We start from the raw sequence: 24,279 nt of genomic DNA on the forward strand, positions 1-24,279 counted from the left end.
GAGCGAGCTTGCCTCGCGAGCTTTTAATCGCGGTCATGAAGAGATCGCGAGCAATCGCGCGTCGACCGGCTGCTCCTACAGAAGCCCGCTCCATCAGGACATGCTTATGACTCAAACAATCCTTATCGTCGGCGCCGGTATTCTGGGGCTGTCCCACGCCTATGCGGCGGCCAGGCGCGGGCTCAAGGTTCAGGTCTTCGAGCGCACCAGCACCCCGCTGGGGGCCTCGGTGCGCAATTTCGGCATGGCGCTGGTGACGGGCCAGCCGCCGGGCGTGATGCTGGATCTGGCCCGCGCCAGCCGTGAAATCTGGACCGGCTGGGCGCAGCATGCGGGCTTTGATCTCAAGCAAAACGGTTCGTACCTGTTCGCCCGTACCGAGGCCGAAGAGCATCTTCTGCACACCTTCTGCCAGGGCCGTGGCCCTGAATTCGGCTACCGCGCCGAACTCCTGCGCGGCGCCGATATGCAGCGCCTCTACGGTGGCCAGTTCAGCCATCATCGCGCCGCACTGCACGGGCTGGATGACCTGCAGCTGTACTCGCGCGAAGCGATCCCGGCGTTGATCCAGTACCTGCAACGGGAGCTGGGGGTCGACTTTCACTTCTCGACCCTGGTCCGCGAGGTCGAACCAGGCTTGGTCCATACCACTGCCGGCAGCTTTAAAGGCGCTCAGGTGATTGTGTGTTCGGGGCATGACTACCTGACCCTGCTGTCTGAACCGCTGGCCCGCCTCGAGCCGCAGATCTGCCGTCTGCAAATGCTGCGTGTACGACCAAAAATTGATTTGCAGCTGCAACATGCGCTGATGACCGGCCTCAGTTGCGTGCATTACGGCGCCTTTGCCGACTTGCCGGAAGCGGCAGCGGTACAGGCCCAGATCCTGCGCGACAGCCCGCATCTGGACCGGCACGGGATTCATCTGCTGGTCAGCCCGACACCTTACGGCGAATTGATCATCGGTGATTCCCACGATTACGGTGGCGATCCATCACCGTTCAACGGCGAACAGGTGGACAACTGGATGCTGCAACTGTGCGAGCAAACCCTTGGCTGTGAAGTGCAGGTGGTTGAACGCTGGCAGGGGGTCTATGGTGCCCGGGGGGCCAAACCGTTCACCTGGCTGGAGGTAGCCCCCGGCTTGAATGCCGCCCTGATGCAAACCGGAGTGGGCATGAGCGTGGGCCCGGCCATGGCCGAAGGCAATATTGCCCGGCTGCTGGAGGAGGTGTGATGAGCGAGGCGCAGCAAGTGGTGGAAGAGGTGTTTGGCCTGTACCGCCAGTACGGCGCTGATGATTACATTGGCGAGCCGGTGTCGCAGATCGAACACATGTCCCAGGCCGCACAGCTGGCGTTGGCTGAAGGCTGTGACGATGAAGTGGTGCTTGCTGCGTTCTTTCACGATATCGGGCACTTGTGTGGCAAAGATGCGAAGAACATGGGCGGTTATGGGGTGGTCAGTCATGAACGGGTCGGGGCTGATTACTTGCGCCGCGCAGGCTTCAGCGAGCGGATGGCGAAGCTGGTGGAGTACCACGTGCAGGCCAAGCGCTACCTGACCCTGCGTCAACCGGGCTATTACCAGCTGTTGAGTGAAGCCAGCATTCGTACCCTGGGCTACCAGGGCGGGGTGATGAGCGAGTCAGAAGCCGATGCCTTCGAGCAAGACCCGCTGTGCCAGCTCAGCTTGCGGATGCGGGTCTGGGACGAACAGGCCAAGCAGATGCAGGTGCCGGTCATCGACCTGCAAATTCTCAAGGACAAGGCAGTGCGGCTGTTGGCCAGCTGACCTTTTGACCTTTTGACCTTTTGACCTTTTGCCCATGACCTGTAGGAGCGAGCTTGCCTCGCGAGCTTTTAATCTGCGGTCATGAAGAGCTCGCGAGCAATCGAGCGTCGACCGGCTGCTCCTACAGGGGTTTGTTCAGATCTGTTGGGCCAGCAGCCCGATCTGCTCCTGGCGCTCGCTCTGGCTCAGTTTCGGGTGCGGGTTGAGCGATGACCACTGCGGGTGCGCACGGGCTTTGTTCAGCTCTTGCGGCAGTTTGCCTTCACGCCAGGTCTTGTCCTGCGGGGTGGCAACCTTGATGCTGTCCACCGCCGCATGCCCACGGGCATTCAATGCATGCAGCAGTTGGCGCTGGCGCAGAGCCAGCAACCGCAGCACGCTGTCGTCCACGGTCAGTTCGCGCTGGCCCTTGAATTTACCCAGCAAGCGGCTGCCATAGCTGCGCGCGGTCTGCAGGGCGCCGCCAGCTATGGCTCCGGCCAGCGCTGCCGCACCCAGCGTCAGGCCGCCGACCATCAAGTCCACTCCCGCCCCGGCTGCAGCGCCGGCGGCAATCCCGCTGCCCACGCGAACCCCCAGTTGCTTGAGCGTTTCGGGATTGAACAGGTCATCGCCCCAGCGGCCGTCCAGCAACGGCAAATCACTGGCCGCAGCATCGCTGGCGCGAAAGCCGTAGAGTTTGAGCAAGGCTTCAACGCAGCGCTGTTCCCGCTGCCGGATTGCCTGGCGCAGTTCGTTGATGGCCTGTTGCTCGGCGGCTTTCTCGCTGACCACACTGCGTCGACAGGCGGCGCAGTCGATCAGCAATTCGGCAATCAGGCGCAGGGCGCTGTGCTTGCGTGCCTCGCGCTGTGCCTGCTGGTCGGTAATCAGGCGTTGCAAGGCCTCGCGTGAATGTTCCAGCAGCAGCGCCAGGCTTTCGTACAGTCGACGCTCGCCGTCTTCGGGCGGGGCCACGCTGTCAAACCGCACCAGTGCATGCAGACCAAGGCGGGCCAGGGCTTCGCGCCATTCGGGTTCGCGATGCTGGGGGCTGCTGACAAAATTCAGCACCGGCAGCAGCGGCTTGCCGCAACTGGCCAGCACACTGAGTTCGTCGCGGTATTTGGCCAGCACCGGCTCGCGGGCGTCGATCACATACAGACCGGCGTCCGAGGCCAGCAGCTGGCGCAGGACTTTGGCTTCCTGCTCAAAACGCTGGCGCGCCTCGCTGCCTTCCAGAAACCGTGCCACCCGTGCCGGGCCATCGAGGCGTTCGCCGGGACGGTCGAGGCGCTCCAGATAGTCGAGCAGGGCGATGGCGTCTTCCAGGCCGGGAGTGTCGTACAGCTCCAGCAGCGGTTCGCCGTCCACCGACAGCCGCGCGCCTTCGACATGGCGGGTGGTGCTGGGCCGATGGGAGACCTCGCCAAAGCCGACATCCCGGGTCAGAGTGCGCAGCAACGAGGTTTTGCCGACATTGGTATGGCCGACCACGGCCAGGGTCAGTGGCTTAGTCATGGCCTGTCTCCAGCCAGTTCAGGGGGGCGCTGGTGGCGAACGGCAGCTCCAGTTGTTGCAATGCGTTATGCCAGTCGCTCAGGCGGTCAGCGTCCAGCGCCTGGCCGGACGGTGCCTGCAGCAGCCAGATGCGGGTCTGGGCGGCACTGCGTGCCAGTTCGCCAATCAGCGCCAGGCTGCCGCGATCCGGGGACCGGCGCGGGTCGCAGGCAATGGCCAGGCGGGCCGGCGGGAAGCGGGTCATTTGCTCCAGCAGCCTTTGCCGGGATTCGCGGCTGTCGAGGATGCCGGCGTCCTTGACCGTGGCGGGCAGTTTGGGCGGCCAGGGGTGTTGATCGTCCAGTTCGATGGCCACAATCAGCGCGCCATCGGTTTGCAAGTCGGTATGCCCGGCCTGCACGTTGTGCAGTTGTTCGGGGGCCAGATCGTTGACGCCGAGGCGTTCGCTGCTGGGCATCAGGCGCTCGCGCAGCTGGTTGTAACCCGGCAGGTTGAGGTCCAGTTGCAGGGCGTTGCGCCCGTGGTTCCAGCGCCACAGGCAGAACGTCGCCAGCAGCAGACGCGGTATTACCCCGTAGAACAGCACGATGCCCACCAGCCAGACCGCCCAGGCCTGACGCAGCAATTCGCTGTTGTAGCGGGTGTCAGTGCTGACGCGGATCATCTCATCCGTCGGTACACCGAACCCCAGCCAGCCCGGCAGTGCGCCGAGGCTGCGGGTCACCGCCACAAACACATCCGGGCTCAGAATGGTGGTCTCCCAGATGAAGCCATACCGGCGGGTGGCCATGAGCAACAGCATCATCAGCAGTGCGCTGAGCATTGCCAGCAGCCACAGGCCATTGACCAGCGAGCCGAGTGCCCAGCGATTGAGCCTGTGGCGTTGCAGCAACAGCAGCAACGCCGGCGCCAGTTGCGCGGCCTTGGCGTCGCGGGCGAATTTTTCGCTCAGCCACAACCAGAGGCGGCCCAGACTGGCGCCGTGTTCGCCGGCAAACAGCAGGCCCAGCGCCCAGCTCAGCAGCAGAATCAGATTGAACCCGAGCAGGCTGCCCAGTGCCCAGAACACATTGACCGGGTTTTGTCCGTCGCCCAGGGCGGCAAAGGCCAGCCCGGCGCCACTGATCACGGCCAGTACGGCCAGCACCAGTAACGCCAGCCGGGCACCTTGCAGCCAATGCTGCATGGCGCTGAGTAAACCATCGCGTTCGGCCAGCCACAGGGCCCGGTTTTGCAGGCGTGTGGATAAATCACCGCCGCCCGTGCGGGCGCGGCGACTGGCTTCAAGATCATCCAGCGGGCCAGCGTGTTCTTCGCGCAGGCGCACGGTTTCGGTCAGCCAGAGGCGGTGCAGGGGGGAAAGTTGAGTCACGCGACATTCCATTCAAGTGAGCCAAGAGCATACCCGCTGTTACGTCGGACCGGGTACTGCTGGCGCGGGCGGCTCTGGTATCCTCGCGCCCATGAAAAAATCACTCCCCCTCAGCCTGATCGCGGCACTTGGTGAAAACCGCGTGATCGGCGTCGACAACAGCATGCCGTGGCATTTGCCGGCGGATTTCAAATATTTCAAGGCCACCACCCTGGGCAAGCCGATCATCATGGGGCGCAAGACCTGGGATTCCCTGGGCCGCCCGTTGCCGGGCCGCTTGAACCTGGTGGTCAGTCGTCAGACCGGTCTGCAGCTCGAAGGTGCCGAAGTTTTTGCATCACTGGAGGCCGCGGTTGAGCGCGCTGAAGAGTGGGCCAAAGAGCAGGGCGTGGGCGAGCTGATGTTGATCGGTGGCGCGCAGCTGTACAGCCAGGGGCTGGCAGATGCCGACCGCTTGTACCTGACGCGGGTGGGGCTGAGCCCGGAAGGCGATGCGTGGTTTCCCGAGTTTGATCAGGCGCAGTGGAAGCTGGTATCGAACGAGCCGCACCCGGCGGTGGATGACAAACCGGCGTTCAGCTTTGAGGTGTGGGAAAAAATCTGAGGAGTTGCACCTGCCCTGCAGGAGCGAGCTCCTGCAGGGCGATGCGGTGTTCAGGCGTGGGCCAGGTCACCGTGATCGTCTTCAGCCAGAATGGCCTTGTCGGTCTGGTGCAGGATCTGGCTGGTCACCGTACCGGCTACCATCGAACCGCTGACGTTGAGTGCCGTACGGCCCATGTCGATCAAGGGTTCGACCGAAATCAGCAACGCCACCAGCGACACCGGCAAGCCCATGGCCGGAAGCACGATCAGGGCGGCGAAGGTAGCACCGCCCCCTACGCCTGCCACGCCGACCGAACTCAAGGTCACAATCGCTACCAGCGACGCGATCCACACCGGGTCCAGCGGGTTGATGCCCACTGTCGGCGCAACCATTACCGCCAGCATGGCCGGGTACAGACCGGCGCAGCCGTTTTGACCGATGGTGGCGCCAAACGAGGCGGCAAAGCTGGCGATCGAGGACGGAATCCCCAGGCGACGGGTTTGTGCTTCGATACTCAGCGGGATGCTGGCCGCGCTCGAACGGCTGGTGAAGGCAAAGGTCAGAACCGGCCATACCTTGCGGAAGAAGCGCAGCGGGTTAACCCCGGATATCGACACGATTACGCCGTGGATGACAAACATCAGCGCCAGGCCGATGTAGGACACCACCACAAAACTGCCTAGCTTGATGATGTCTTGCAGGTTGGATGTGGCGACCACCTTGGTCATCAGGGCCAGCACACCGTAAGGGGTCAGCTTCATCACCAGGCGCACCAGGCGCATTACCCAGGCTTGCAGGGTGTCGATGGCGCTGAGGATTTTCCCGCCTTTTTCCGGCTCGTCCTTGAACAGTTGCAGCGCTGCAATCCCCAGGAACGCAGCGAAAATCACCACGCTGATGATGGACGTAGGCTTGGCCCGGGCCAGGTCGGCAAACGGGTTCTGCGGGATGAACGACAGCAGCAGTTGCGGCACATTGAGGTCCGAAACCTTGCCCGCATAATCGCTCTGGATCACGTGCAGTCGGCTCATTTCAGCCGCGCCCGCCACCAGGCCGTCGGCCGTCAGGCCGAACAGGTTGGTCAGGCCGATCCCGACCAGGGCTGCGATCATGGTGGTGAACAGCAGAGTGCCAATAGTCAGAAAGCTGATCTTGCCCAGGGAAGAGGCATTATGCAGTCGCGCCACGGCGCTCAGGATCGAAGCGAACACCAGCGGGATCACGATCATTTGCAGCAATTGCACGTAGCCGCTGCCGACCAGATCGAACCAGCCGATGGAGGTCTTCAGGGTCGTGCTGTCGGCACCGTAGACCAGGTGCAGGCCCAGGCCGAACAACACGCCGATAACCAGCGCCAACAAGACTTTTTTCGCCAGGCTCCACGCGGTATGGCGGGTCAGCGACAAGCCGAACAGCAACGCGAGGAACACCAGCAGATTGAGGATCAGCGGGAAATTCATGAAAGCTCCGAGGGACGACTTGTACCAGTCTTGAGTTGTAGCGATTTCGAACCGGAAATCCTAACAGGTTGATATATCTGCAAATATACCGTTGTGGAATGAGTACCTAGGTTTTGGGAATAAGGCGGTGGCGCTATTAGAACGTCAACGGTCGCGCTCACGTTAAAACTGTCACGCAGGTTTGTTAGCGTCGATGCCTTTAAATAGGAGCATAGCTGATGAACCTGAGTCTAAAGTTGATCGCTGCAACCCTGTGTCTGGGCCTTGCCGGCCAGGCCCTGGCCACTGATTTGAAGCACTGGCCGGCTGATCAGGCCAAACAGCTGGACGCGATGATCGCCGCAAACGCGAACAAGGGTAACTTTGCAGTTTTTGACATGGACAACACCAGCTATCGCAACGATCTGGAAGAAGCGCTGCTGCCCTATATGGAAAACCGCGGCCTGATCACCCGTGACAGCCTTGACCCGTCACTCAAGCTGATCCCTTTCAAAGACACGGCCGAGCACAAGGAGAGCCTGTTCAGCTATTACTACCGATTGTGCGAAGTTGACGACATGGTCTGCTACCCCTGGGTGGCGCAGGTGTTTTCCGGGTTCACCCTGCAGCAACTCAAGGGCTACGTTGACGAGTTGATGGCCTCGGGCAAACCGGTGCCGGTGACTTACTTCGAAGGTGACGCGCTCAAGACTTCAGAGGTACAGCCGCCCAAGGTGTTTACCGGCCAGGTCGAGCTGTTCAACAAGCTGATGGAGAATGGCATCGAGGTGTACGTGATGACGGCCGCCTCGGAAGAACTGGTGCGCATGGTCGCGGCAGACCCCAAGTACGGGTACAACGTCAAACCGCAGAACGTAATTGGCGTGAGCACCTTGCTCAAAGACCGCAAGACCGGCGAGCTGACCACGGCCCGTAAACAGATCAGCGCGGGTACCTACAACGAAAAGGCCAACCTCGGACTGGAACTCACGCCTTATCTCTGGACCCCGGCTACCTGGATGGCGGGCAAGCAGGCGGCGATCCTGACCTACATCGACCAATGGAAAAAACCGGTGCTGGTGGGCGGCGACACCCCGACCAGTGACGGCTACATGCTGTTCCACGGGGTGGACGTGGCCAAAGGCGGGATTCATCTGTGGATCAACCGCAAGGACAAATACATGACCCAGCTGGAAGGCATGATGGCCCAAAACGCGGCGGCCCAGGCCAGGGAAGGGTTGCCGGTGACTGCGGACAAGAACTGGGTGATCGTCAAACCGGATCAGATCCAGTAACAGGCTTGCACAACCCTCGCTCGGGTCGCGGTGCTGCTATCGCCGGCAAGCCGGCTCCCACAGTGGATTCATGCTGAACATAAAAGCAGGGACTCTGCCTACCCTGTGGGAGCTGGCTTGCCAGCGATTGAGGCGATCGGGTCGAGGTGCTGCTATCGCCGGCAAGCCGGCTCCCACAGTGGATTTGTTCTGAACATAAAAGCAGGGACTCTGCCCTCCCTGTGGGAGCTGGCTTGCCAGCGATTCGGGCGATCGGGTCGCGGTGCTGCTATCGCCGGCAAGCCGGCTTCCACAGTGGATTTGTCCTGAACATAAAAGCAGGGACTCTGCCCTCCCTGTGGGAGCTGGCTTGCCAGCGATTCAGGCGCTCAGATCGCGGTGCTGCTATCGCCGGCAAGCCGGCTTCCACAGTGGATTTATGCTGAACATAAAAGCAGGGACTCTGCCTACCCTGTGGGAGCTGGCTTGCCAGCGATTGAGGCGATCGGGTGCGGTGCTGCTATCGCCGGCAAGCCGGTTCCCACAGTGGATTTGTCCTGAACATAAAAGCAGGGACTCTGCCTACCCTGTGGGAGCTGACTTGCCAGCGATTCGGGCGATCGGATCGAGGTGCTGCTATCGCCGGCAAGCCGGCTCCCACAGTGGATTTGTCCTGAATATAAAAGCAGGGACTCTGCCCTCCCTGTGGGAGCTGGCTTGCCAGCGATTCGGGCGATCGGGTCGCGTGCTGCTATCGCCGGCAAGCCGGCTCCCACAAATGGATTTGTATCGGGCATAAAAAATCCCGGCACATGGCCGGGATTTTTGTTTGACGCGTCGGCTTATGGCACCAGCTTGTCCAGCAGGGCCTTATCACGTACCGCGCCTTTGTCGGCACTGGTGGCCAGCAAGGCGTAGGCCTTGAGGGCGGTGGTGACTTTGCGCGGACGCACTTCCACCGGCTTCCAGCCTTTGTGGTCCTGGGCGACGCGGCGAGCGGCCATTTCTTCGTCGCTGATCAACAGGTTGATCGAGCGGTTCGGAATGTCGATCAGCACTTTGTCGCCGTCCTGTACCAGACCAATCGCGCCACCGGCAGCCGCTTCCGGCGAAGCGTGACCGATGGACAGGCCCGAAGTACCCCCCGAGAAGCGGCCATCGGTGAGCAGGGCGCAGGCTTTGCCCAGGCCTTTGGATTTCAGGTAGGACGTCGGGTAGAGCATCTCTTGCATGCCCGGGCCGCCTTTCGGACCTTCGTAACGAATGATCACGATGTCACCGGCTTTGACTTCGTCAGCCAGGATGCCGCGCACGGCGCTGTCCTGGCTTTCGAAGATTTTGGCGTTGCCTTCGAACACGTGGATCGATTCGTCGACGCCTGCGGTTTTGACTACGCAGCCATCCAGCGCAATGTTGCCGTACAGCACGGCCAGGCCGCCTTCTTGCGAGTAGGCGTGCTCAACACTGCGGATGCAGCCGTTTTCACGGTCGTCATCCAGTGTTTCCCAACGGGTGGACTGGCTGAACGCGGTTTGCGTCGGGATACCGGCCGGGCCGGCCTTGAAGAAGGTGTGAACAGCTTCATCGTCGGTCTGGGTGATGTCCCATTTGGCGATACCTTCGGCCATGGTCTTGCTGTGCACGGTCGGCAGATCGGTGTGCAGCAGGCCGCCGCGGGCCAGCGAACCGAGAATGGAGAAAATGCCGCCTGCGCGGTGCACGTCTTCCATGTGGTATTTCTGGATGTTCGGTGCCACCTTGCACAGCTGCGGTACGTGGCGCGAAAGACGGTCGATGTCTTTAAGGTCGAAGTCGATTTCGGCCTCTTGGGCTGCTGCCAGCAAGTGCAGGATGGTGTTGGTCGAACCGCCCATGGCGATGTCCAGCGTCATGGCGTTTTCAAATGCCTTGAAGTTGGCAATGTTGCGCGGCAGTACCGCTTCGTCGTTTTCGACGTAGTACTGACGGCACAGGTCGACGATGGTGCGGCCTGCCTGCAGGAACAGTTGCTCGCGATCGCTGTGGGTCGCCAGCGCCGTGCCGTTGCCCGGCAGCGCCAGGCCCAGGGCTTCGGTCAGGCAGTTCATCGAGTTGGCGGTGAACATGCCGGAGCACGAACCGCAGGTAGGGCAGGCGCTGCGCTCGTACTCGGCAACCTTCTCGTCAGAAGCGCTGGAGTCGGCGGCGATGACCATGGCGTCTACCAGGTCGAGGCCGTGGCTGGCGAGTTTGGTTTTGCCCGCTTCCATCGGCCCGCCGGAGACGAAAATCACCGGGATGTTGAGGCGCAAAGAAGCCATCAGCATGCCAGGGGTGATTTTGTCGCAGTTGGAAATGCACACGATGGCGTCGGCGCAGTGAGCGTTGACCATGTACTCGACGGAGTCGGCGATGATCTCGCGGCTCGGCAGCGAATACAGCATGCCGTCATGGCCCATGGCGATGCCGTCATCCACGGCAATGGTGTTGAATTCCTTGGCAACGCCGCCGGCGCGCTCGATCTCGCGGGCTACCAGTTGCCCCATGTCCTTGAGGTGGACGTGGCCGGGTACGAACTGGGTAAAGGAGTTGGCAATGGCGATGATCGGCTTCTTGAAGTCGGCATCTTTCATCCCCGTGGCGCGCCACAAAGCGCGGGCACCGGCCATGTTGCGGCCGTGGGTGGAGGTTTTCGAACGATAGTCAGGCATGGAACAACTCCGGGCGGCTAATCAGGTAACAAACAGGGAAGTGAGCTTCTAATGACTGGCGGACTACACAGAAAATGACCACGTGTCAGCAAGCTGCCGTTAACGCTGCGGGATCGCCGCGCGTCAGGGCCTGAGCTCATAAACCCGCCGGGGATGATTGGCGATGAATCCGTCGATTCTACACGGCTGGCGGCGGGAGGGAATGGGGTAGAGGGTTGGCTGCCTGCGTGAGGAGTCATTGCATTTGGCGGGCCGGTAGGCGTTGGCAGTGTTCAGGCTATAGAGTGCAGGCATGATTTTTCGATAAGGACATTCGTATGCTGACCCTCAACCGATCCGTGCGAACCTGCCTGGCCATTGGCCTGGCGCAAGGGCTGCTGCTGTGGCTGGCGAGCGCCCTGACCGAGCCGGGGCTCCAGTTTGCCCTGGCCACTGCGGTATTGGTCGGCGGTATCAACCTGGTGCTGCTGGGGCCGGACGTGCGTCAGCGCGGTACGGCCTGGCTGGTGCTCGGGCTGACGCTGGTGATGAGCGCCATCAGCGCCTGGGTGTACTGGGAGGGCGGCGACAGTTTGCGCAGCAGCAGCTGGCTGACCGGCACCTGGGTCTGCTTTGCCGTGGTGATCACTTATATAGTGACGGCTTTCATCCTCAGCTGGCCGAGCCGCGAAGGGCGCTTCCTGCGCTACGAAGACCTGTTCCGCCACGCCTGGGACACGGTGTTTATCGTGTTGCTGGGCTTGCTGTTGAACGGCGTGTTCTGGGCGCTGCTGCTGTTGTGGGGCAGCCTGTTCAAGATGCTCGGGATTGTGGCGCTCAATCAGTTGTTTTCCACCACCGGGTTTATCTGCATCAGTTCGATGATGGTGTTTGCCCTGGGCCTGCAGATGGGCCGCGACAACGATCGTGTCATCGGTCTGTTACGCGGCATTTTGCTGACCTTGTGCCGCTTTCTGCTGCCCCTGAGTTCGCTGATTGCCATTGTCTTCACCCTGGCCCTGTTATTTACCGGGCTGCAGCCCATTTGGGCCACCGGCTATTCGACGCCGATCATGCTGTGTCTGGTGGCGGCCAATCTGTTTCTGCTCAATGGCGTGTTCCAGGTCGGCGAGCAGAGCAGCGGTTATCCGCGATGGCTGTTGCGCATGGTTGACCTGTGCCTGCTGTGCTTGCCGGTACTGGTGCTGCTGGCGGGGTATTCGAGCTGGCTGCGAATCGAACAATATGGCCTGACCCCCAGCCGCATTCTGGCGATGTTGCTGGTGGCGGTGATGCTGGTTCATACCCTTGCCGCGGCCTGGGCGGTGGTGGTGCCTCAGCGTCAGTGGTTGTGGAGCCTGCGCATCAGCAACCCGCTGATTGCGTTGCTCAGCGTGGTACTGCTGTTGGCGATTCATACCCCGTGGTTCAGTCCGTTGCAGATCAGCGCCAGCAATCAGGTAAAGCGCTTGCTGGAGGCTAAAAGTCCGGTAGAGAGCTTTGATGCCGACACTTTGCTCTATCGCTTGGGGCCACCGGGCAAGCAGGCGTTCGAGGCATTGCTGGAGCAAGTCGAGCAGGGCCGGGTGTTGGCAGAACCCGCGCGCGAAGTTTTGTTGAAGCGGCTCAAGGATGCCCAGGCCGGTAAAGGTGCGCGGGACTCCGATGGGCGGCTTCTGGAGTGGATCGGGCCTGTCGTGGAAGGCAGCGAGCAGTTCAACGACCCCGGCATTGGCGGGCAGCAGTGCCTGTACCCGGGATGTGCCATGTGGGCGGTCGATCTGGATCAGGACGGGCAGGACGAAGTGCTGCAGTTACCCAAATACAGCTGGTCTGATCCGCTGTACTTCTTCAAGCGTGATGCGCAGGGCAAATGGCAGCGTGCAGGCACCTATACAGGTGTCGAAAACCCGCTGGAGATGATTGAGATGATTCGCCAGGGCAAGGTGAAAGTGGTGAAGCCGCGTTATCAATCGCTGCAGGCCGGGGATGAACAACTGAGCCCGCAACCGGAGATACCGCCGCAGCCTTAACTAGGACACCCCTGTGGGAGCCGGATTTCCGGCGAGGCAGGCGACTCGGTTTGCAGGATGTTGAGTCATCGCCGGCAAGCCGGCTCCCACGAGATATGCTCAGGGCATTTCCACTGTGGGAGCTGGCTTGCCAGCGATTCAGGCGTCTTAGCTGTTAGGCAGCAAACGGCAGGTGATGCTCTTGATGTAGCGCGTTTCTGCAATCGCCGGGTGCACCGGGTGATCCGGGCCCTGGCCGCCGCGTTCCAGCAACTGGATGTTGCGGTCCAGGTGGCGGGCGCTGGTCAGCAGGATGTTCTGCAGGTCGTCTTCCGGCAGGTGCATCGAGCACGATGCGCTGACCAGAATCCCGTCCTTGCTGAGCAGGCGCATGGCTTGCTCGTTAAGGCGGCGGTAAGCACCTTCGCCGTTCTTCAGGTCCTTTTTGCGTTTGATGAAGGCCGGAGGATCGGCCACGATCACGTCGAAACGCTCTTCGTTGGCCTTGAGCTCTTTCAGGGCTTCAAATACGTCGCCTTCCATGCAGGTGACTTTCTCGGCAAAACCGTTCAACGCAGCGTTGCGCTCAACACCGTCCAGGGCGAACGAGGAGGCGTCGACACAGGTCACTTCGCTGGCGCCGAAAGCGGCAGCCTGAATACCCCAGCCACCGATGTAGCTGAACAGGTCCAGAACCTTTTTGCCTTTAACGTACGGCGCCAGGCGGGCGCGGTTCATGCGGTGGTCGTAGAACCAGCCGGTTTTCTGGCCGGCCATGACCGGCGCTTCGAACTTCACGCCGTTCTCTTCCAGTGCAACCCACTCTGGCACCAGACCGAAGACGGTTTCGACATAACGCTCAAGGCCTTCAGCGTCACGGGCAGCCGAGTCGTTCTTGAACAGGATGCCGCTTGGCTTGATGACTTGTACCAGTGCCGCGATCACGTCGTCTTTGTGCTGTTCCATGGTGGCCGAGGCCAGCTGAACCACCAGAATGTCGCCGAAACGGTCTACGACCAGGCCCGGCAGCAAGTCGGAATCGCCGAAAACCAGGCGGTAGTAAGGCTTGTCGAACAGGCGCTCGCGCAAGGACAAAGCCATGTTCAGGCGGTGTACCAGCAGCGATTTGTCCAGCGGCAATTTGATGTCGCGCGACAGCAGGCGAGCGCAGATCAGGTTGTTCGGGCTCATGGCAACGATGCCCAGCGGCTTGCCGCCGGCTGTTTCGAGCACGGCCTGGTCGCCGGCCTTGAAGCCGTGCAGCGGGGTGTTGGCTACATCAATTTCGTTGCTGTAGACCCACAAGTGGCCGGCGCGCAGGCGTCGATCGGCATTGGCTTTAAGGCGCAGGCTTGGCAGGGACATGACGTCGCTCCGGGTATTGAAAAGGGCGCGATTATAGCCTTAGACGCACCCTGCAAGCTCAGCTGATTCGCGGTATTGCGTCGGATTACGTGCGCAAATGGCCAGAAATTTCCGCTAGACTCGCCGTCCAATTCAGAGTGCGTCGTTATGCCCCCAGAGCTTTCATCCGAACAGATCAGCCTTGCCCTGCAAGGCATCAGCGTGCCGCCTCAACCGCAAATCATGGTGGATTTGCAGATGGAGCAATACATGCCGGACCCGGATCTGGAAGTGATAGCCGGCCTGATCGCCCAGGACCCGGGGCTGTCCGGGGCACTGCTGAAAATCGTCAACTCGCCGTATTACGGCCTGAGCAACAAGATTGCCTCGATCCGCCGTGCAGTCACGGTGCTCGGCAGCCGGACCGTGATCAACCTGATCAACGCACAGTCGATCAAGGGCGAGATGACAGACGACACCATCGTGACCCTTAACCGGTTTTGGGACACGGCCCAGGACGTGGCAATGACCAGCCTGACCCTGGCCAAGCGCACGGGCACCCAGGCGCTGGATGAAGCCTATGCCCTGGGGCTGTTTCACGATTGCGGCATCCCGTTGATGCTCAAGCGCTTCCCGGATTACATGCGGGTACTGGAACAGGGCTACGCCAATGCCGGGACCGGCAGCCGTGTGGTTGACACTGAAAACCGGCATTTCAATACCAACCATGCGGTGGTCGGCTACTACACGGCAAAATCCTGGCGTCTGCCTGCGCATCTCACAGAGGCGATTGCCAATCACCACAATGCCCTGGCGATTTTCAGCGACGACTCTTCGCGCAACAGCCAGCTTAAAAACCTGCTGGCGATCCTCAAGATGGCCGAACATATCTGTGCCTCGCACACAGTGCTGGGCAACCAGCGTGAAGACCATGAATGGAACAGCATCCGGCACCTGGTGCTGGACTACATTGGTCTGTCCGACTACGACTTTGACAACCTTAAAGAAAGCATTCGCGAATTGGGTGCCCACTAGTCTCGCAGGAGCCTCCCGTGCCTGAATTACCTGAAGTCGAAACCACCCGCCGGGGCATTGCCCCGCACCTTGAAGGTCAGCGGGTCAGCCGGGTGATTGTGCGCGAGCGCCGTTTGCGCTGGCCGATCCCGGAAGACCTGGATGTGCGTCTGTCGGGGCAGAAGATCGTGCTGGTGGAGCGGCGCGCCAAGTATCTGCTGATTAACGCCGAAGTCGGGACGCTGATCAGCCATTTGGGCATGTCGGGCAACCTGCGCCTGGTAGAGGCCGGGCTGCCGGCGGCCAGGCACGAGCATGTGGACATCGAGCTGGAGTCGGGCCTGGCATTGCGCTACACCGACCCGCGACGTTTCGGTGCGATGCTCTGGAGCCTCGACCCGCTGAACCATGAATTGCTGCTGCGCCTTGGGCCGGAGCCACTGACCGATCTGTTTGACGGTGACCGGCTGTTTCAGCTGTCGCGCAAGCGCTCGATGGCCGTCAAGCCGTTCATCATGGATAACGCAGTGGTGGTGGGCGTGGGCAATATCTACGCGACTGAAGCGCTGTTTGCTGCCGGCATTGATCCGCGTCGCGAAGCCAAAAGCATCTCACGGGCGCGCTATTTGAAGCTGGCGATCGAGATCAAGCGGATTCTGGCCGCGGCGATTGAGCGTGGAGGCACCACCTTGCGCGACTTTATCGGGGGCGACGGACAACCCGGCTACTTCCAGCAAGAGCTGTTTGTTTACGGGCGTGGCTACCAGCCCTGCAAGGTCTGTGGCACCGAGTTGCGCGAGGTCAAGCTGGGCCAGCGCGCCAGCGTGTTCTGCCCGCGCTGCCAGAGCTGACAGGAACACAGCAGGCGCTGGCCGGCTGTCATCGCGGGAGCTGGCTGACCAGAGATTCAGGCACTGTGGCTTTTCAGGTTCGGCGCATTAAAACAATGGCCGACAAGGTCAGGCCTTGCCGGTGATTGCCTTGTATTTGGCCATCAGCTGTTCTTCGGTTTCCGGGTGGGCTTCATCCAGCGGGATGCAGTCAACCGGGCAGACCTGCTGGCATTGCGGCTCATCGTAGTGGCCCACGCACTGGGTACACAGGTTCGGGTCGATCACATAGATCTCTTCGCCCTGGGAAATGGCAGCGTTCGGACACTCGGGTTCGCAGACGTCGCAGTTAATGCAATCGTCGGTGATTATCAGGGACATGGGTACTCCTGCCGGGGCGCTCGGCCCGGGCAACTGAAATCGAATGCGGCAATTGTGCCGCATTGGCGCCCGCAGTGCACGCGGGCGCCGCTTCAGCGGTCACTTCTTGCGAAAGCGCTCGGTGAGGGCATCGGCCACGGCCGGGTGCACGAATTTGTTTATATCGCCACCTAATGCCGCGATTTCCCGGACCAATGTCGACGAAATGAACGAATAACGCTCTGACGGCGTGAGGAACAGACTTTCGACGTCGGGGGCCAGTTGGCGATTCATGTTCGCCAGCTGGAACTCGTATTCGAAGTCCGACACGGCACGCAGGCCACGCAGAAAGACATTGGCGTTCTGTTCTTTGGCAAAGTGCGCGAGCAGCGTCGAGAAGCCGACTACCTCCACATTGGGCAGGTGTTTGGTGACTTCACGTGCCAGCTCCACACGCTGTTCCAGAGGGAATAGCGGGTTTTTTTTGGTGCTGGCAGCGACAGCAATGATCACGTGATCGAACAGGCGCGAGGCGCGTTCGACCAGATCGCCGTGGCCCTTGGTAATAGGGTCAAATGTACCTGGGTACAACACTCGGTTCATCGCGTCGTCCTGGCGGGAATCCGTTGGGGAGTCGGATGGTATCGCAGCATTCCCGGTCGGCCAAGTCGCCATTCGCAGAAGAAAGCACTATAGACGTGGCCAATTAACTACTTTTTCACGGATTTTTCAGGCGCGCGGCCAGCTCTGTTGCCAGTTTCGCCGTGAGCCCGTACACCGACAATTGCGGGTTGGCCCCAATGCTGGTGGGGAATAAAGAGCCATCGTGGACCGATACATTACCCAATTGATGATGGCGCCCAAGGCTGTCGGTGACGGCCAGTTGCGGGTTTTCGCCCATTGCACAGCCACCCATGACATGGGCACTGGCAAGGCGGGTGCGATACAACTCAAGGCTCAAACTGTCGATTCGGTCACGTGTCTGGCCAAGGCTGGTCATGTATTGCGCATCACTGTGCAGCGGCATGACGGCGCTGGCGCCTGCCGCGAACTGGATCTCGGCCATGCTGTGGAGGGCACGCTTGAGGCCGTCCCAGACGTAGGGCGTGAGGCTGTAATCGAGCACCGGACTGCCATCAGCACGCAACTCGACACTGCCGCCGGGGCTGTCGGGATGAAAACCGTCGCGCATCAACGCCAGCATCATATGGGTATTGGGCAGTTGCGCCATGTGCCCGGCGCTGGTCTGGCCAAAGCTGGCAAAAATTGTGGCTGCCAGGGCCGGATGCAGCGGCGGCACCTCGAGTTTGTAGCCCATGGGCCCGCTGGTGCCGTCTTTCCACTGAAAATGATCGGAGTAAATCGATTGCGGGGCGCCGTAAAACGGATTGATGGCCGCAGGAAACTGCGCCGCAGAAAAGTTGACCAGGTGCAGAAACGTCCGTTTACCGAGTCGTCCGTGGGGGTCGGGTGCCTCGGAACGCAGCAGCAGGCCGGGGGTGTTGATGCCGCCGCCGGACAGCACATAGTGCCGGGCCTTGACCATGATTGTGCGGCCGGTGGGCGCCACGCAGCGGCTGTCCATGGCCTGGCACTCCAGCCCGGTAACCTGGTCACCGCTGATCAGCAGCCGCCGGGCGCGGGTCAGATACAGCAATTCGCCGCCCTGTTCGAGGGTGGCGGGGATGGTGGTCACCAGCATCGATTGTTTGGCATTGGTCGGGCAGCCCATGCCGCAGTAGCCCAGGTTCCAGCAGCCGCGCACATTGCGCGGGATCACATGCCAGCTGTAGCCGAGCTTTTCGCAACCGGTGCGGATCACCTCGTTATTGGCGTTGGGCGGGATCAGCCAGGGCGCGACGCCAAGCCGCAGTTCCATCTGCTCGAACCATGGTGCCATCTGCGCCTCACTGTGGCCGGCGACCGCGTGTTCCCGGGCCCAGTGCTCCAGGGTGGGGGCGGGGGTGCGAAAGCTTGAAGTCCAGTTGACCAGGGTCGTACCGCCCACGGCCCGGCCCTGGAGGATGCTGATGGCGCCGTCTTTGCTCATGCGCCCGACGCCTTCCTGATAAAGACTGGAGTAGGCCTCGTCTTCCAGCAGCCTGAAATCACTGCTGGTCCTGAGCGGGCCCTCCTCGATCAGCAAGACCCTGTAACCGGCGGCACTAAGAATCTCGGCTGTGGTGCCGCCGCCTGCACCGCTACCGACAATCACCACATCGGCTTCGAGCGTCAGGTCGCTGTCGAGTTGCGAGCCATCCCGGGTTTTCCAGCCTCGGGCCATGCCTTCGCGGAACGGATCAGGTACGGGCATAAAGGACTTCCATGGTGGCAATGGGGTTTGTAGGAGCGAGCTTGCTCGCGAGCTCTTCGTCGCCGCGTTTAACAGCTCGCGAGCAAGCTCGCTCCTACGGGTTGTTCGGGGTCAGTCAGATCTTCGGCGGGCCCGGATACCCGCACCCGGCCCAGGACTCGGGGCGTTCGTACCAGCTCATCATCACCAGTTGCACCAGCGAGCCGTGGCCCATGCGCAGCAGGTTCAGGCTGCTGTTTTGCCAGCGTTGCAAAAAATCCTGAATCTGTTCGGGGCTGGCGCTCTCCCAGCCACCCCAGACCCCGGTCAACGGGCCCCGTGTTACCGGCATGGCCAGTACATCGAACAATTGCCGAGTCAGCTTGAGCAGTTCGGGGGACAAGTGAGCAAGGTTGTGGTCCAGCTGATGCAAGGTGGCATCGGCCGCACCGGGAACAGCCGGGGCGCCCACGCTACCCGCAAGCATCACCGGGATCAGTGCCCGCAAAAAAGTCAGATCACTGCTGCGCAACAACGCGAAGCCGCTGGCGCTACTGCCGGGCGAGCAGCCACTCAGACTGGCGCCGAGCCCGGCGCAGGTCAAAAATGCACTGGCCCACAGGCCGACTTTGAGTACGCCCCGACGCGATAGCAGAACCTCTTCAACCCTCAATTCAGGCATGGGCCACCTTCGACTAGCGGATAAACAGCTTCTGGATCAGGCGTACCAGTTGGCGGCCATAAGGCGGGTAAATCATCAGCGAGCTGTTGAGGCGCTGTTTAACCAGCACCCCCTTGGCTTTGCTGAAGGTCACAAAGCCTTCATGACCGTGGTAATGGCCCATGCCGGAATGCCCTGCACCGCCAAACGGCAGGTCGTCGATGGCCACATGCAGCAGGGTGTCATTGATGCACACGCCGCCAGAGTGGGTGTGCAGGATGACCCGTTGCTGCTCGGGCTTGTTGTAGCCGAAGTAGTAAAGCGCCAGCGGGCGCGGTCTGGCATTGATGTAGTCCAGCGCTTGCTGCAGGTCGCCGTAGGCCACGACGGGCAGCAGCGGGCCGAATATTTCGTCCTGCATCACCTGCATCTCGTCGTTTACATCCAGCAGCAGGGCGTGGGGCATGCGCCGCCCCTGGCCTTGCTCGTACAGCGGTATCAGGCGTGCACCCTTCAGAGTGGCATCGGTTTGCAGGCGATCAAGGCGCGCCAGTTGGCGTTCATTGATGATTGCGGTGTAGTCCGGGTTGTCGATCAGGGTCGGATAAAAACTGTGCACGGCCTGGCGGTAGGCCTCAACAAAGTCATCGACCCGGTCTCGCGGCACCAGCACGTAATCCGGAGCGATGCAGGTCTGCCCGGCGTTGAGGGTTTTGCCCCAGGCGATACGTTGGGCAGCATCCTTGAGCGGTACATCGGCCGATACGATGGCTGGCGACTTGCCGCCCAGCTCCAGGGTTACCGGGGTCAGGTTGTCGGCAGCTGCCCGCATGACCTGCTTGCCTACGTGGGTCGAGCCGGTGAACAGCAAGTGATCAAATGCCAGGCCGGAGAATGCCACGGCCACATCGGCTTCACCCAGTACTACGGCAACCATGTCTTCGGGGAAGATGCGCCCCAGCAAGTTCTTGAGCCAGTGCCCTGTGGCCGGGGTGAACTCGCTGAGTTTGAGCATTACCCGGTTACCCGCCGCCAATGCCCCGATCAAAGGGCCCATGGCCAGGTACAGCGGGTAGTTCCACGGCACGATAATGCCGATTACGCCCAGGGGCTGATACACCACTTTGGCGCTGGCCGGCTGGAACATCACCCCTACGCTGCGGGACGAGGGCTGCATCCAGCGCTTCAAATGCCTAAGGGTGTAATCAATGCTGTGCAGGCTGGGCATCAGCTCGGCAAACAGGGTTTCGTCAGGGCTGCGGTGGCTGAAGTCCTGGCTGATGGCGTCGATCAGCACTTCGCGCTCATCACTCAGTAACTTGCGCAAACTTTTCAACCATTGCTGGCGCTGGGCGAGTGGCGGATAGGGGTGAGCCGCATAAGCCAGACGTTGGGTGTCGAGCAGGGAATGGAGATCGCTCAGCACGGCTGAGGCGTCTTGGCGGGGGGCGCTGTCGACAGACATGGTTTGCTCCGGGCGGAAGGCTTGCGGGTTATTTTTATTTGAGAGCAATCATGCTTTTAGAGCCTATGCTCTAAGCTGTCAATGAGGGGCGCTTATCCGTGTGGTTTAACGATGACGGGTAAGGTCGTAAGATGTCTTTCGTTTTTCATTAAAGCCCAAGAAGCCCATGGCCCCACGAATAAAAACCAGCCAGCGCATCGTCAATAGCAGTCTGGAGCTGTTCAATCAGCTGGGCGAGCGCAGTGTGAGCACCAACCACATTGCCGCGCACATGGAAATTTCACCGGGCAATCTGTATTACCACTTCCCTAACAAGCAGACGATCATCTCGGTATTGTTCAGCGAGTATGAGGCGTTGGTGTTGAGGTTTCTGCGCCCGCCCGAAGGGCGTATGGCCAGTGTTGAAGACAAGCGTCAGTACTTGCAGCAGTTGCTGGATGCCATGTGGCGCTATCGCTTTTTGTACCGTGATATCGAGCACTTGCTGCACAGCGACACTGAGCTTGCCGCCCGTTACCGGGTCTTTTCCCAGAACTGTCTGCGTCAGGCGCAAGCGATTTACCGCGGTTTTGTCGATGCCGGGCTTATGTGCATGACCCCTCTGCAAATCGAGTCGCTGACCCTTAACGCGTGGATCATTCTCACCTCATGGGTCAGTTTTCTGTGTACTACCCGGGAGAACAACGATCAGCTCAGTGAGCAGGCCATCAAGCGCGGGGTGTATCAACTGCTGGTCCTGGAATCGGGCTTTGTCACCGCTCAGGGCCGGGCAGACTTCGATGAACTGATCAAGGATTACTACGTCCCGCTGGAGCACGCGCTGCACGTTCAATAAATGCATTTCACCCCCTCACAGGAGTTCCCTATGCCCGTCGCGCAACTGATCAGCCCCCAAGCCCTGAGCGAACGCCAGGAACTGCCCGGTCTGGTTATTCTGGATTGCCGTTTCGCCCTTGAAGACCCCGACTATGGTCGTTGCAGCTATGCCGAAGGGCATATAGCCGGTGCGCAATTTGCTGACCTTGAACGTGATTTGAGCGGCCCCGTGATCAAAGGTGTAACGGGCCGTCACCCGTTGCCCGAGCCACAGGTGTTGCTTGAGCGACTGCGCGCATGGGGCATCAATGACGACAGCGATGTGGTGCTGTATGACGACGGTCCGGGGGTCTATGCCGCCCGGGCATGGTGGTTGCTGACCTGGCTGGGCAAGCGCGACGGCGTGTTTATCCTCGATGGCGGCCTCAAGGCCTGGCATGGCGCAGGTTTCCCGCTGAGTCTGGATGCTGTGGTCAAGCCCCGTGGCAACCTGGAAGGCAAGCTCGACAAGCGTTTGCTGGTCGATGCCGAGCACTTGCACAAGCGCCTGGGCGATCCGGACCTGACCTTGATCGACGCCCGTGCCCGACCACGTTTTCGCGGCGAAGTTGAACCTATCGACCCTGTTGCCGGGCATATTCCGGGTGCGCAATGTGCAGCGTTCAGCGAGAACCTCGACAGCAGCGGGCGTTTTTTACCTGCCGATCAACTCAAAAAGCGTTTCGCCGAGCAGCTCGGCGGTCGTTCTGCGCAAGAGCTGGTGGCCTACTGCGGCTCCGGCGTGACGGCGTGCCATAACCTGTTTGCACTGGGGTTGGCCGGTTATCCGCTGGGTAAGCTCTATGCGGGGTCGTGGAGCGAATGGATCAACGATCCTGAGCGGGGCATTGCTACCGGCGATTGATGCCCGCGCTGTAACCTGGTCGCTGCCCAGGCGCGAAGGCTGCGACTACGGGTGTTTATGGGCACTGGCTGCGCGATAGGCGCCGGGGCCCACACCGTAGACTTTCTTGAATTGCCGGCTCAGATGGCTTTGATCGGCAAAACCCAATTGCGTAGCCACTTGCAGCGGCAAACAACCCTTTTTCAGCAAGGCTCTGGCGTGGGCAATACGTTGCTGCATCAGCCAGGTGTGCGGTGGCATGCCCGTCGCGCGTTGAAACACCCGGGCCAAATGAAACGCCGACAGATTGACCGCCGCTGCCAGCTGTTCCAAGGAGGGCGGTTCGGCGAGACGGGCCTGCAGCAGCTCCTTGGCCTGACGTACGGCGCGATGTTCAATGCCCGGCTTGGCCGGCATTGGCAGGCGGGCATGGCGATTGAGCAGCGCCAGCATCATTTGTCGCCAGACCGTTTGTTGATGCAGTGCCGACTCCGGGCCTTCGAGCAATTGGTGCAGCCGGCACAAGCCGTTGAACAGGTCGGGGTCGTGAATCAGGGTGTCATTGAAGGTCGGCAAGTGCATGCCGGGCAAGCCGAGCTCTTCCAGCAGGCCGTGCAGTTGCGCGTTGTCGGGATAGAACGCCCGGTAGCGCCAGCCGGCATCATGGCCTTTGTGCCCGTTGTGCACTTCGTCCGGGTTGATCAGTACCAGGGTGCCGGAACAGGCCAGATGCTCAGCCCCGCGATAACGATAGCGCTGGGCCCCGTCCATGATCATGCCGATCACAAAACCATCATGCACATGGGGTACGAAGCGGTGTTCGATATAGCGCGCGGTGAGCAACTCGACACCTGTCAGCGGTGGCGTTTGCCAGAACCGGATCGACTCACCCTGCTCGCTGCTCATTACCCGGGCCCGGGCCTGAGGCTCGCCAGCCATTGCGGGATGCGCCGTTCGAGGTAGTAGCCCGGGGTTTTAAGGGAGCCTTCGATAAATCCGACATGGCCCCCCCTGGCATGCAGCTCAAGTGTGGTGCACCCGGACAGTTCGCTGGCCTCGGGGATGCTGTGTTTGAACACGAACGGGTCGTCCACGGCGTGGATAATCAGGGTCGGAGTGTCGATGGCGGCCAAAAAGTACCGGCTGGAGGCGCGACGGTAGTAGTCATCGACATTCAGGTAACCGTTGAGTGGTGCGGTGACCCGGTCATCGAACTCCCAAAAGGTGCGCATTTTGCGCAGCGATTTCAGGGAGCCCAGGTTGTCCAGCGTGGCCAGCGGCTCATGCCGGGCATCGTGGCGAAACTGCCGCTGCTTGTTCGTGACATAGACCAGCATTTCACGCATGAAATGCGCCTGGTAGACCTTGGAGAAACCCTGGCCAATCCGGTCGGCGCACTGGTCGAGGCGAAACGGCACCGACACCGCCACCGCACCCTGCAAGCCACTTTCGTTGCCGCTTTCACCCAGGTATTTGAGCAATACGTTGCCGCCCAGTGAATAGCCGACGGCGAACAGCGGGGCCAGCGGATGGGTGGCGCGCAAGTGTGCCACGGCTGCCGCCAGGTCTTCGCTGGCGCCGGAGTGATAACTGCGCGCCAGCAGATTGGGTTCGCCGGAGCAGCCGCGCCAGTTCAGGGCGACACTGGTCCAGCCTTGCGTGGCGAGGGCCCGTTGCTGGCCGGCGACATAGTGCGACGCCGATGAGCCGGTCAGGCCATGCAATACCAGCACTATGGGTGCATCGGTTGAAGGGGTGCCGTGCCAGTCCAGATCGAGAAAGTCACCATCTGCCAGCCACAGGCGCTCGCGGCGGTGTTCAACCACCGGCCGTTTGCGCCACAGCGGGCCCCACAGGGTTTGTAAATGGGGATTGCGCAGGCCATGGGCCGCCATGAACGATTCAGGAAGTGATACAGGGGCAGCTAAGGATGGCACTGGAATTCTCTTGCGCTAACTGATGCAGTGATT

The 24,279-nt window shown here is 61.0% G+C and carries 21 protein-coding genes; 9 read left to right on the plus strand and 12 right to left on the minus strand.

From position 1 onward, the window contains the following. Positions 1 to 106: 106 nt before the first annotated feature. The gene (locus JQ848_RS01240) at positions 107 to 1,234 is read left to right on the plus strand and encodes a TIGR03364 family FAD-dependent oxidoreductase (RefSeq protein ID WP_202210197.1); all 1,128 of its coding nucleotides are present in this window, start codon (positions 107 to 109) and stop codon (positions 1,232 to 1,234) included. Then, entirely contained in the window at positions 1,234 to 1,791 is a 558-nt protein-coding gene (locus tag JQ848_RS01245; RefSeq protein ID WP_003444530.1) for a phosphonate degradation HD-domain oxygenase, read from the plus strand. The genes JQ848_RS01240 and JQ848_RS01245 overlap by 1 nt, the downstream gene beginning before the upstream one ends. Before the next feature lie 135 nt (positions 1,792 to 1,926). Here the strand turns inward: JQ848_RS01245 and JQ848_RS01250 are convergent, their stop codons facing one another. Both JQ848_RS01250 and JQ848_RS01255 read right to left on the minus strand, forming a co-directional pair. Continuing rightward, the gene (locus JQ848_RS01250) at positions 1,927 to 3,291 is read right to left on the minus strand and encodes a GTPase/DUF3482 domain-containing protein (protein ID WP_003444529.1); all 1,365 of its coding nucleotides are present in this window, start codon (positions 3,289 to 3,291) and stop codon (positions 1,927 to 1,929) included. Beyond that, on the minus strand, positions 3,284 to 4,663 hold the full coding sequence (locus tag JQ848_RS01255; RefSeq protein WP_202210198.1) for a DUF2868 domain-containing protein: 1,380 nt from the start codon (positions 4,661 to 4,663) through the stop codon (positions 3,284 to 3,286). Before JQ848_RS01255 ends, JQ848_RS01250 begins: the two co-directional genes overlap by 8 nt. 91 nt (positions 4,664 to 4,754) lie before the next feature. On the opposite strand from JQ848_RS01255, the gene JQ848_RS01260 reads away from it, so the two are divergent. Beyond that, a complete protein-coding gene (locus JQ848_RS01260) occupies positions 4,755 to 5,267 on the plus strand; it encodes a dihydrofolate reductase (protein ID WP_003444527.1) in 513 nt (170 codons plus the stop codon). Between the two features lie 50 nt (positions 5,268 to 5,317). Here the strand turns inward: JQ848_RS01260 and JQ848_RS01265 are convergent, their stop codons facing one another. Next, positions 5,318 to 6,709, minus strand: a complete 1,392-nt coding sequence (locus JQ848_RS01265; RefSeq protein ID WP_003444526.1) for an L-cystine transporter — start codon at positions 6,707 to 6,709, stop codon at positions 5,318 to 5,320. A 218-nt stretch (positions 6,710 to 6,927) separates the two neighbouring features. On the opposite strand from JQ848_RS01265, the gene JQ848_RS01270 reads away from it, so the two are divergent. Further along, complete coding sequence (locus JQ848_RS01270; RefSeq protein ID WP_003444524.1) at positions 6,928 to 7,983, plus strand: HAD family hydrolase; 1,056 nt, start codon at positions 6,928 to 6,930, stop codon at positions 7,981 to 7,983. An 821-nt stretch (positions 7,984 to 8,804) separates the two neighbouring features. Here JQ848_RS01270 and ilvD read toward each other — a convergent pair. Continuing rightward, a complete protein-coding gene (gene ilvD / locus JQ848_RS01275) occupies positions 8,805 to 10,652 on the minus strand; it encodes a dihydroxy-acid dehydratase (RefSeq protein ID WP_004419765.1) in 1,848 nt (615 codons plus the stop codon). A 317-nt stretch (positions 10,653 to 10,969) separates the two neighbouring features. On the opposite strand from ilvD, the gene JQ848_RS01280 reads away from it, so the two are divergent. Then, a complete protein-coding gene (locus JQ848_RS01280; protein ID WP_202210199.1) occupies positions 10,970 to 12,664 on the plus strand; it encodes a DUF4153 domain-containing protein in 1,695 nt (564 codons plus the stop codon). Positions 12,665 to 12,811: 147 nt separating this feature from the next. Here JQ848_RS01280 and JQ848_RS01285 read toward each other — a convergent pair whose 3' ends face one another. Then, the gene (locus tag JQ848_RS01285; protein ID WP_004419762.1) at positions 12,812 to 14,008 is read right to left on the minus strand and encodes a class I SAM-dependent rRNA methyltransferase; all 1,197 of its coding nucleotides are present in this window, start codon (positions 14,006 to 14,008) and stop codon (positions 12,812 to 12,814) included. Between the two features lie 201 nt (positions 14,009 to 14,209). Here JQ848_RS01285 and JQ848_RS01290 point away from each other — a divergent pair, with 201 nt between their 5' ends. Both JQ848_RS01290 and mutM read left to right on the plus strand, forming a co-directional pair. Further along, positions 14,210 to 15,022 carry an HDOD domain-containing protein gene (locus JQ848_RS01290; protein ID WP_177412988.1) on the plus strand — a complete coding sequence of 271 codons (813 nt, stop codon included), beginning with the start codon at positions 14,210 to 14,212 and terminating at the stop codon, positions 15,020 to 15,022. A 17-nt stretch (positions 15,023 to 15,039) separates the two neighbouring features. Beyond that, the gene (gene mutM, locus JQ848_RS01295; protein ID WP_160626567.1) at positions 15,040 to 15,852 is read left to right on the plus strand and encodes a bifunctional DNA-formamidopyrimidine glycosylase/DNA-(apurinic or apyrimidinic site) lyase; all 813 of its coding nucleotides are present in this window, start codon (positions 15,040 to 15,042) and stop codon (positions 15,850 to 15,852) included. A gap of 108 nt (positions 15,853 to 15,960) precedes the next feature. Here the strand turns inward: mutM and JQ848_RS01300 are convergent, their stop codons facing one another. From JQ848_RS01300 to JQ848_RS01320, 5 genes are all read right to left on the minus strand, one after another. Continuing rightward, positions 15,961 to 16,212, minus strand: a complete 252-nt coding sequence (locus tag JQ848_RS01300; RefSeq protein WP_004419756.1) for a YfhL family 4Fe-4S dicluster ferredoxin — start codon at positions 16,210 to 16,212, stop codon at positions 15,961 to 15,963. Between the two features lie 99 nt (positions 16,213 to 16,311). Further along, the gene (gene coaD, locus JQ848_RS01305) at positions 16,312 to 16,794 is read right to left on the minus strand and encodes a pantetheine-phosphate adenylyltransferase (RefSeq protein WP_004419754.1); all 483 of its coding nucleotides are present in this window, start codon (positions 16,792 to 16,794) and stop codon (positions 16,312 to 16,314) included. 115 nt (positions 16,795 to 16,909) lie between these two features. After that, positions 16,910 to 18,505 carry a GMC family oxidoreductase gene (locus JQ848_RS01310; RefSeq protein ID WP_161719838.1) on the minus strand — a complete coding sequence of 532 codons (1,596 nt, stop codon included), beginning with the start codon at positions 18,503 to 18,505 and terminating at the stop codon, positions 16,910 to 16,912. Between the two features lie 115 nt (positions 18,506 to 18,620). Next, positions 18,621 to 19,166 carry a twin-arginine translocation pathway signal protein gene (locus JQ848_RS01315; RefSeq protein ID WP_160626573.1) on the minus strand — a complete coding sequence of 182 codons (546 nt, stop codon included), beginning with the start codon at positions 19,164 to 19,166 and terminating at the stop codon, positions 18,621 to 18,623. Positions 19,167 to 19,179: 13 nt separating this feature from the next. Beyond that, positions 19,180 to 20,610, minus strand: coding sequence for a coniferyl aldehyde dehydrogenase (locus JQ848_RS01320; protein ID WP_202210200.1), 1,431 nt, complete (start codon positions 20,608 to 20,610; stop codon positions 19,180 to 19,182). 166 nt (positions 20,611 to 20,776) lie between these two features. Between JQ848_RS01320 and JQ848_RS01325 the strand changes: the two genes are divergently transcribed. Further along, positions 20,777 to 21,445, plus strand: a complete 669-nt coding sequence (locus tag JQ848_RS01325; RefSeq protein WP_202210201.1) for a TetR/AcrR family transcriptional regulator — start codon at positions 20,777 to 20,779, stop codon at positions 21,443 to 21,445. Between the two features lie 30 nt (positions 21,446 to 21,475). After that, positions 21,476 to 22,330 carry a sulfurtransferase gene (locus tag JQ848_RS01330; RefSeq protein ID WP_004419746.1) on the plus strand — a complete coding sequence of 285 codons (855 nt, stop codon included), beginning with the start codon at positions 21,476 to 21,478 and terminating at the stop codon, positions 22,328 to 22,330. Between the two features lie 45 nt (positions 22,331 to 22,375). Here JQ848_RS01330 and JQ848_RS01335 read toward each other — a convergent pair whose 3' ends face one another. Beyond that, positions 22,376 to 23,215, minus strand: coding sequence for an AraC family transcriptional regulator (locus JQ848_RS01335; RefSeq protein ID WP_029612696.1), 840 nt, complete (start codon positions 23,213 to 23,215; stop codon positions 22,376 to 22,378). Next, positions 23,215 to 24,204, minus strand: coding sequence for a hydrolase (locus tag JQ848_RS01340; RefSeq protein ID WP_004419742.1), 990 nt, complete (start codon positions 24,202 to 24,204; stop codon positions 23,215 to 23,217). The genes JQ848_RS01335 and JQ848_RS01340 overlap by 1 nt, the downstream gene beginning before the upstream one ends. Between the last annotated feature and the right edge of the window lie 75 nt (positions 24,205 to 24,279).

The organism is Pseudomonas paraversuta (genome assembly GCF_904067025.1).
GTDB classification, from domain to species: domain Bacteria; phylum Pseudomonadota; class Gammaproteobacteria; order Pseudomonadales; family Pseudomonadaceae; genus Aquipseudomonas; species Aquipseudomonas paraversuta.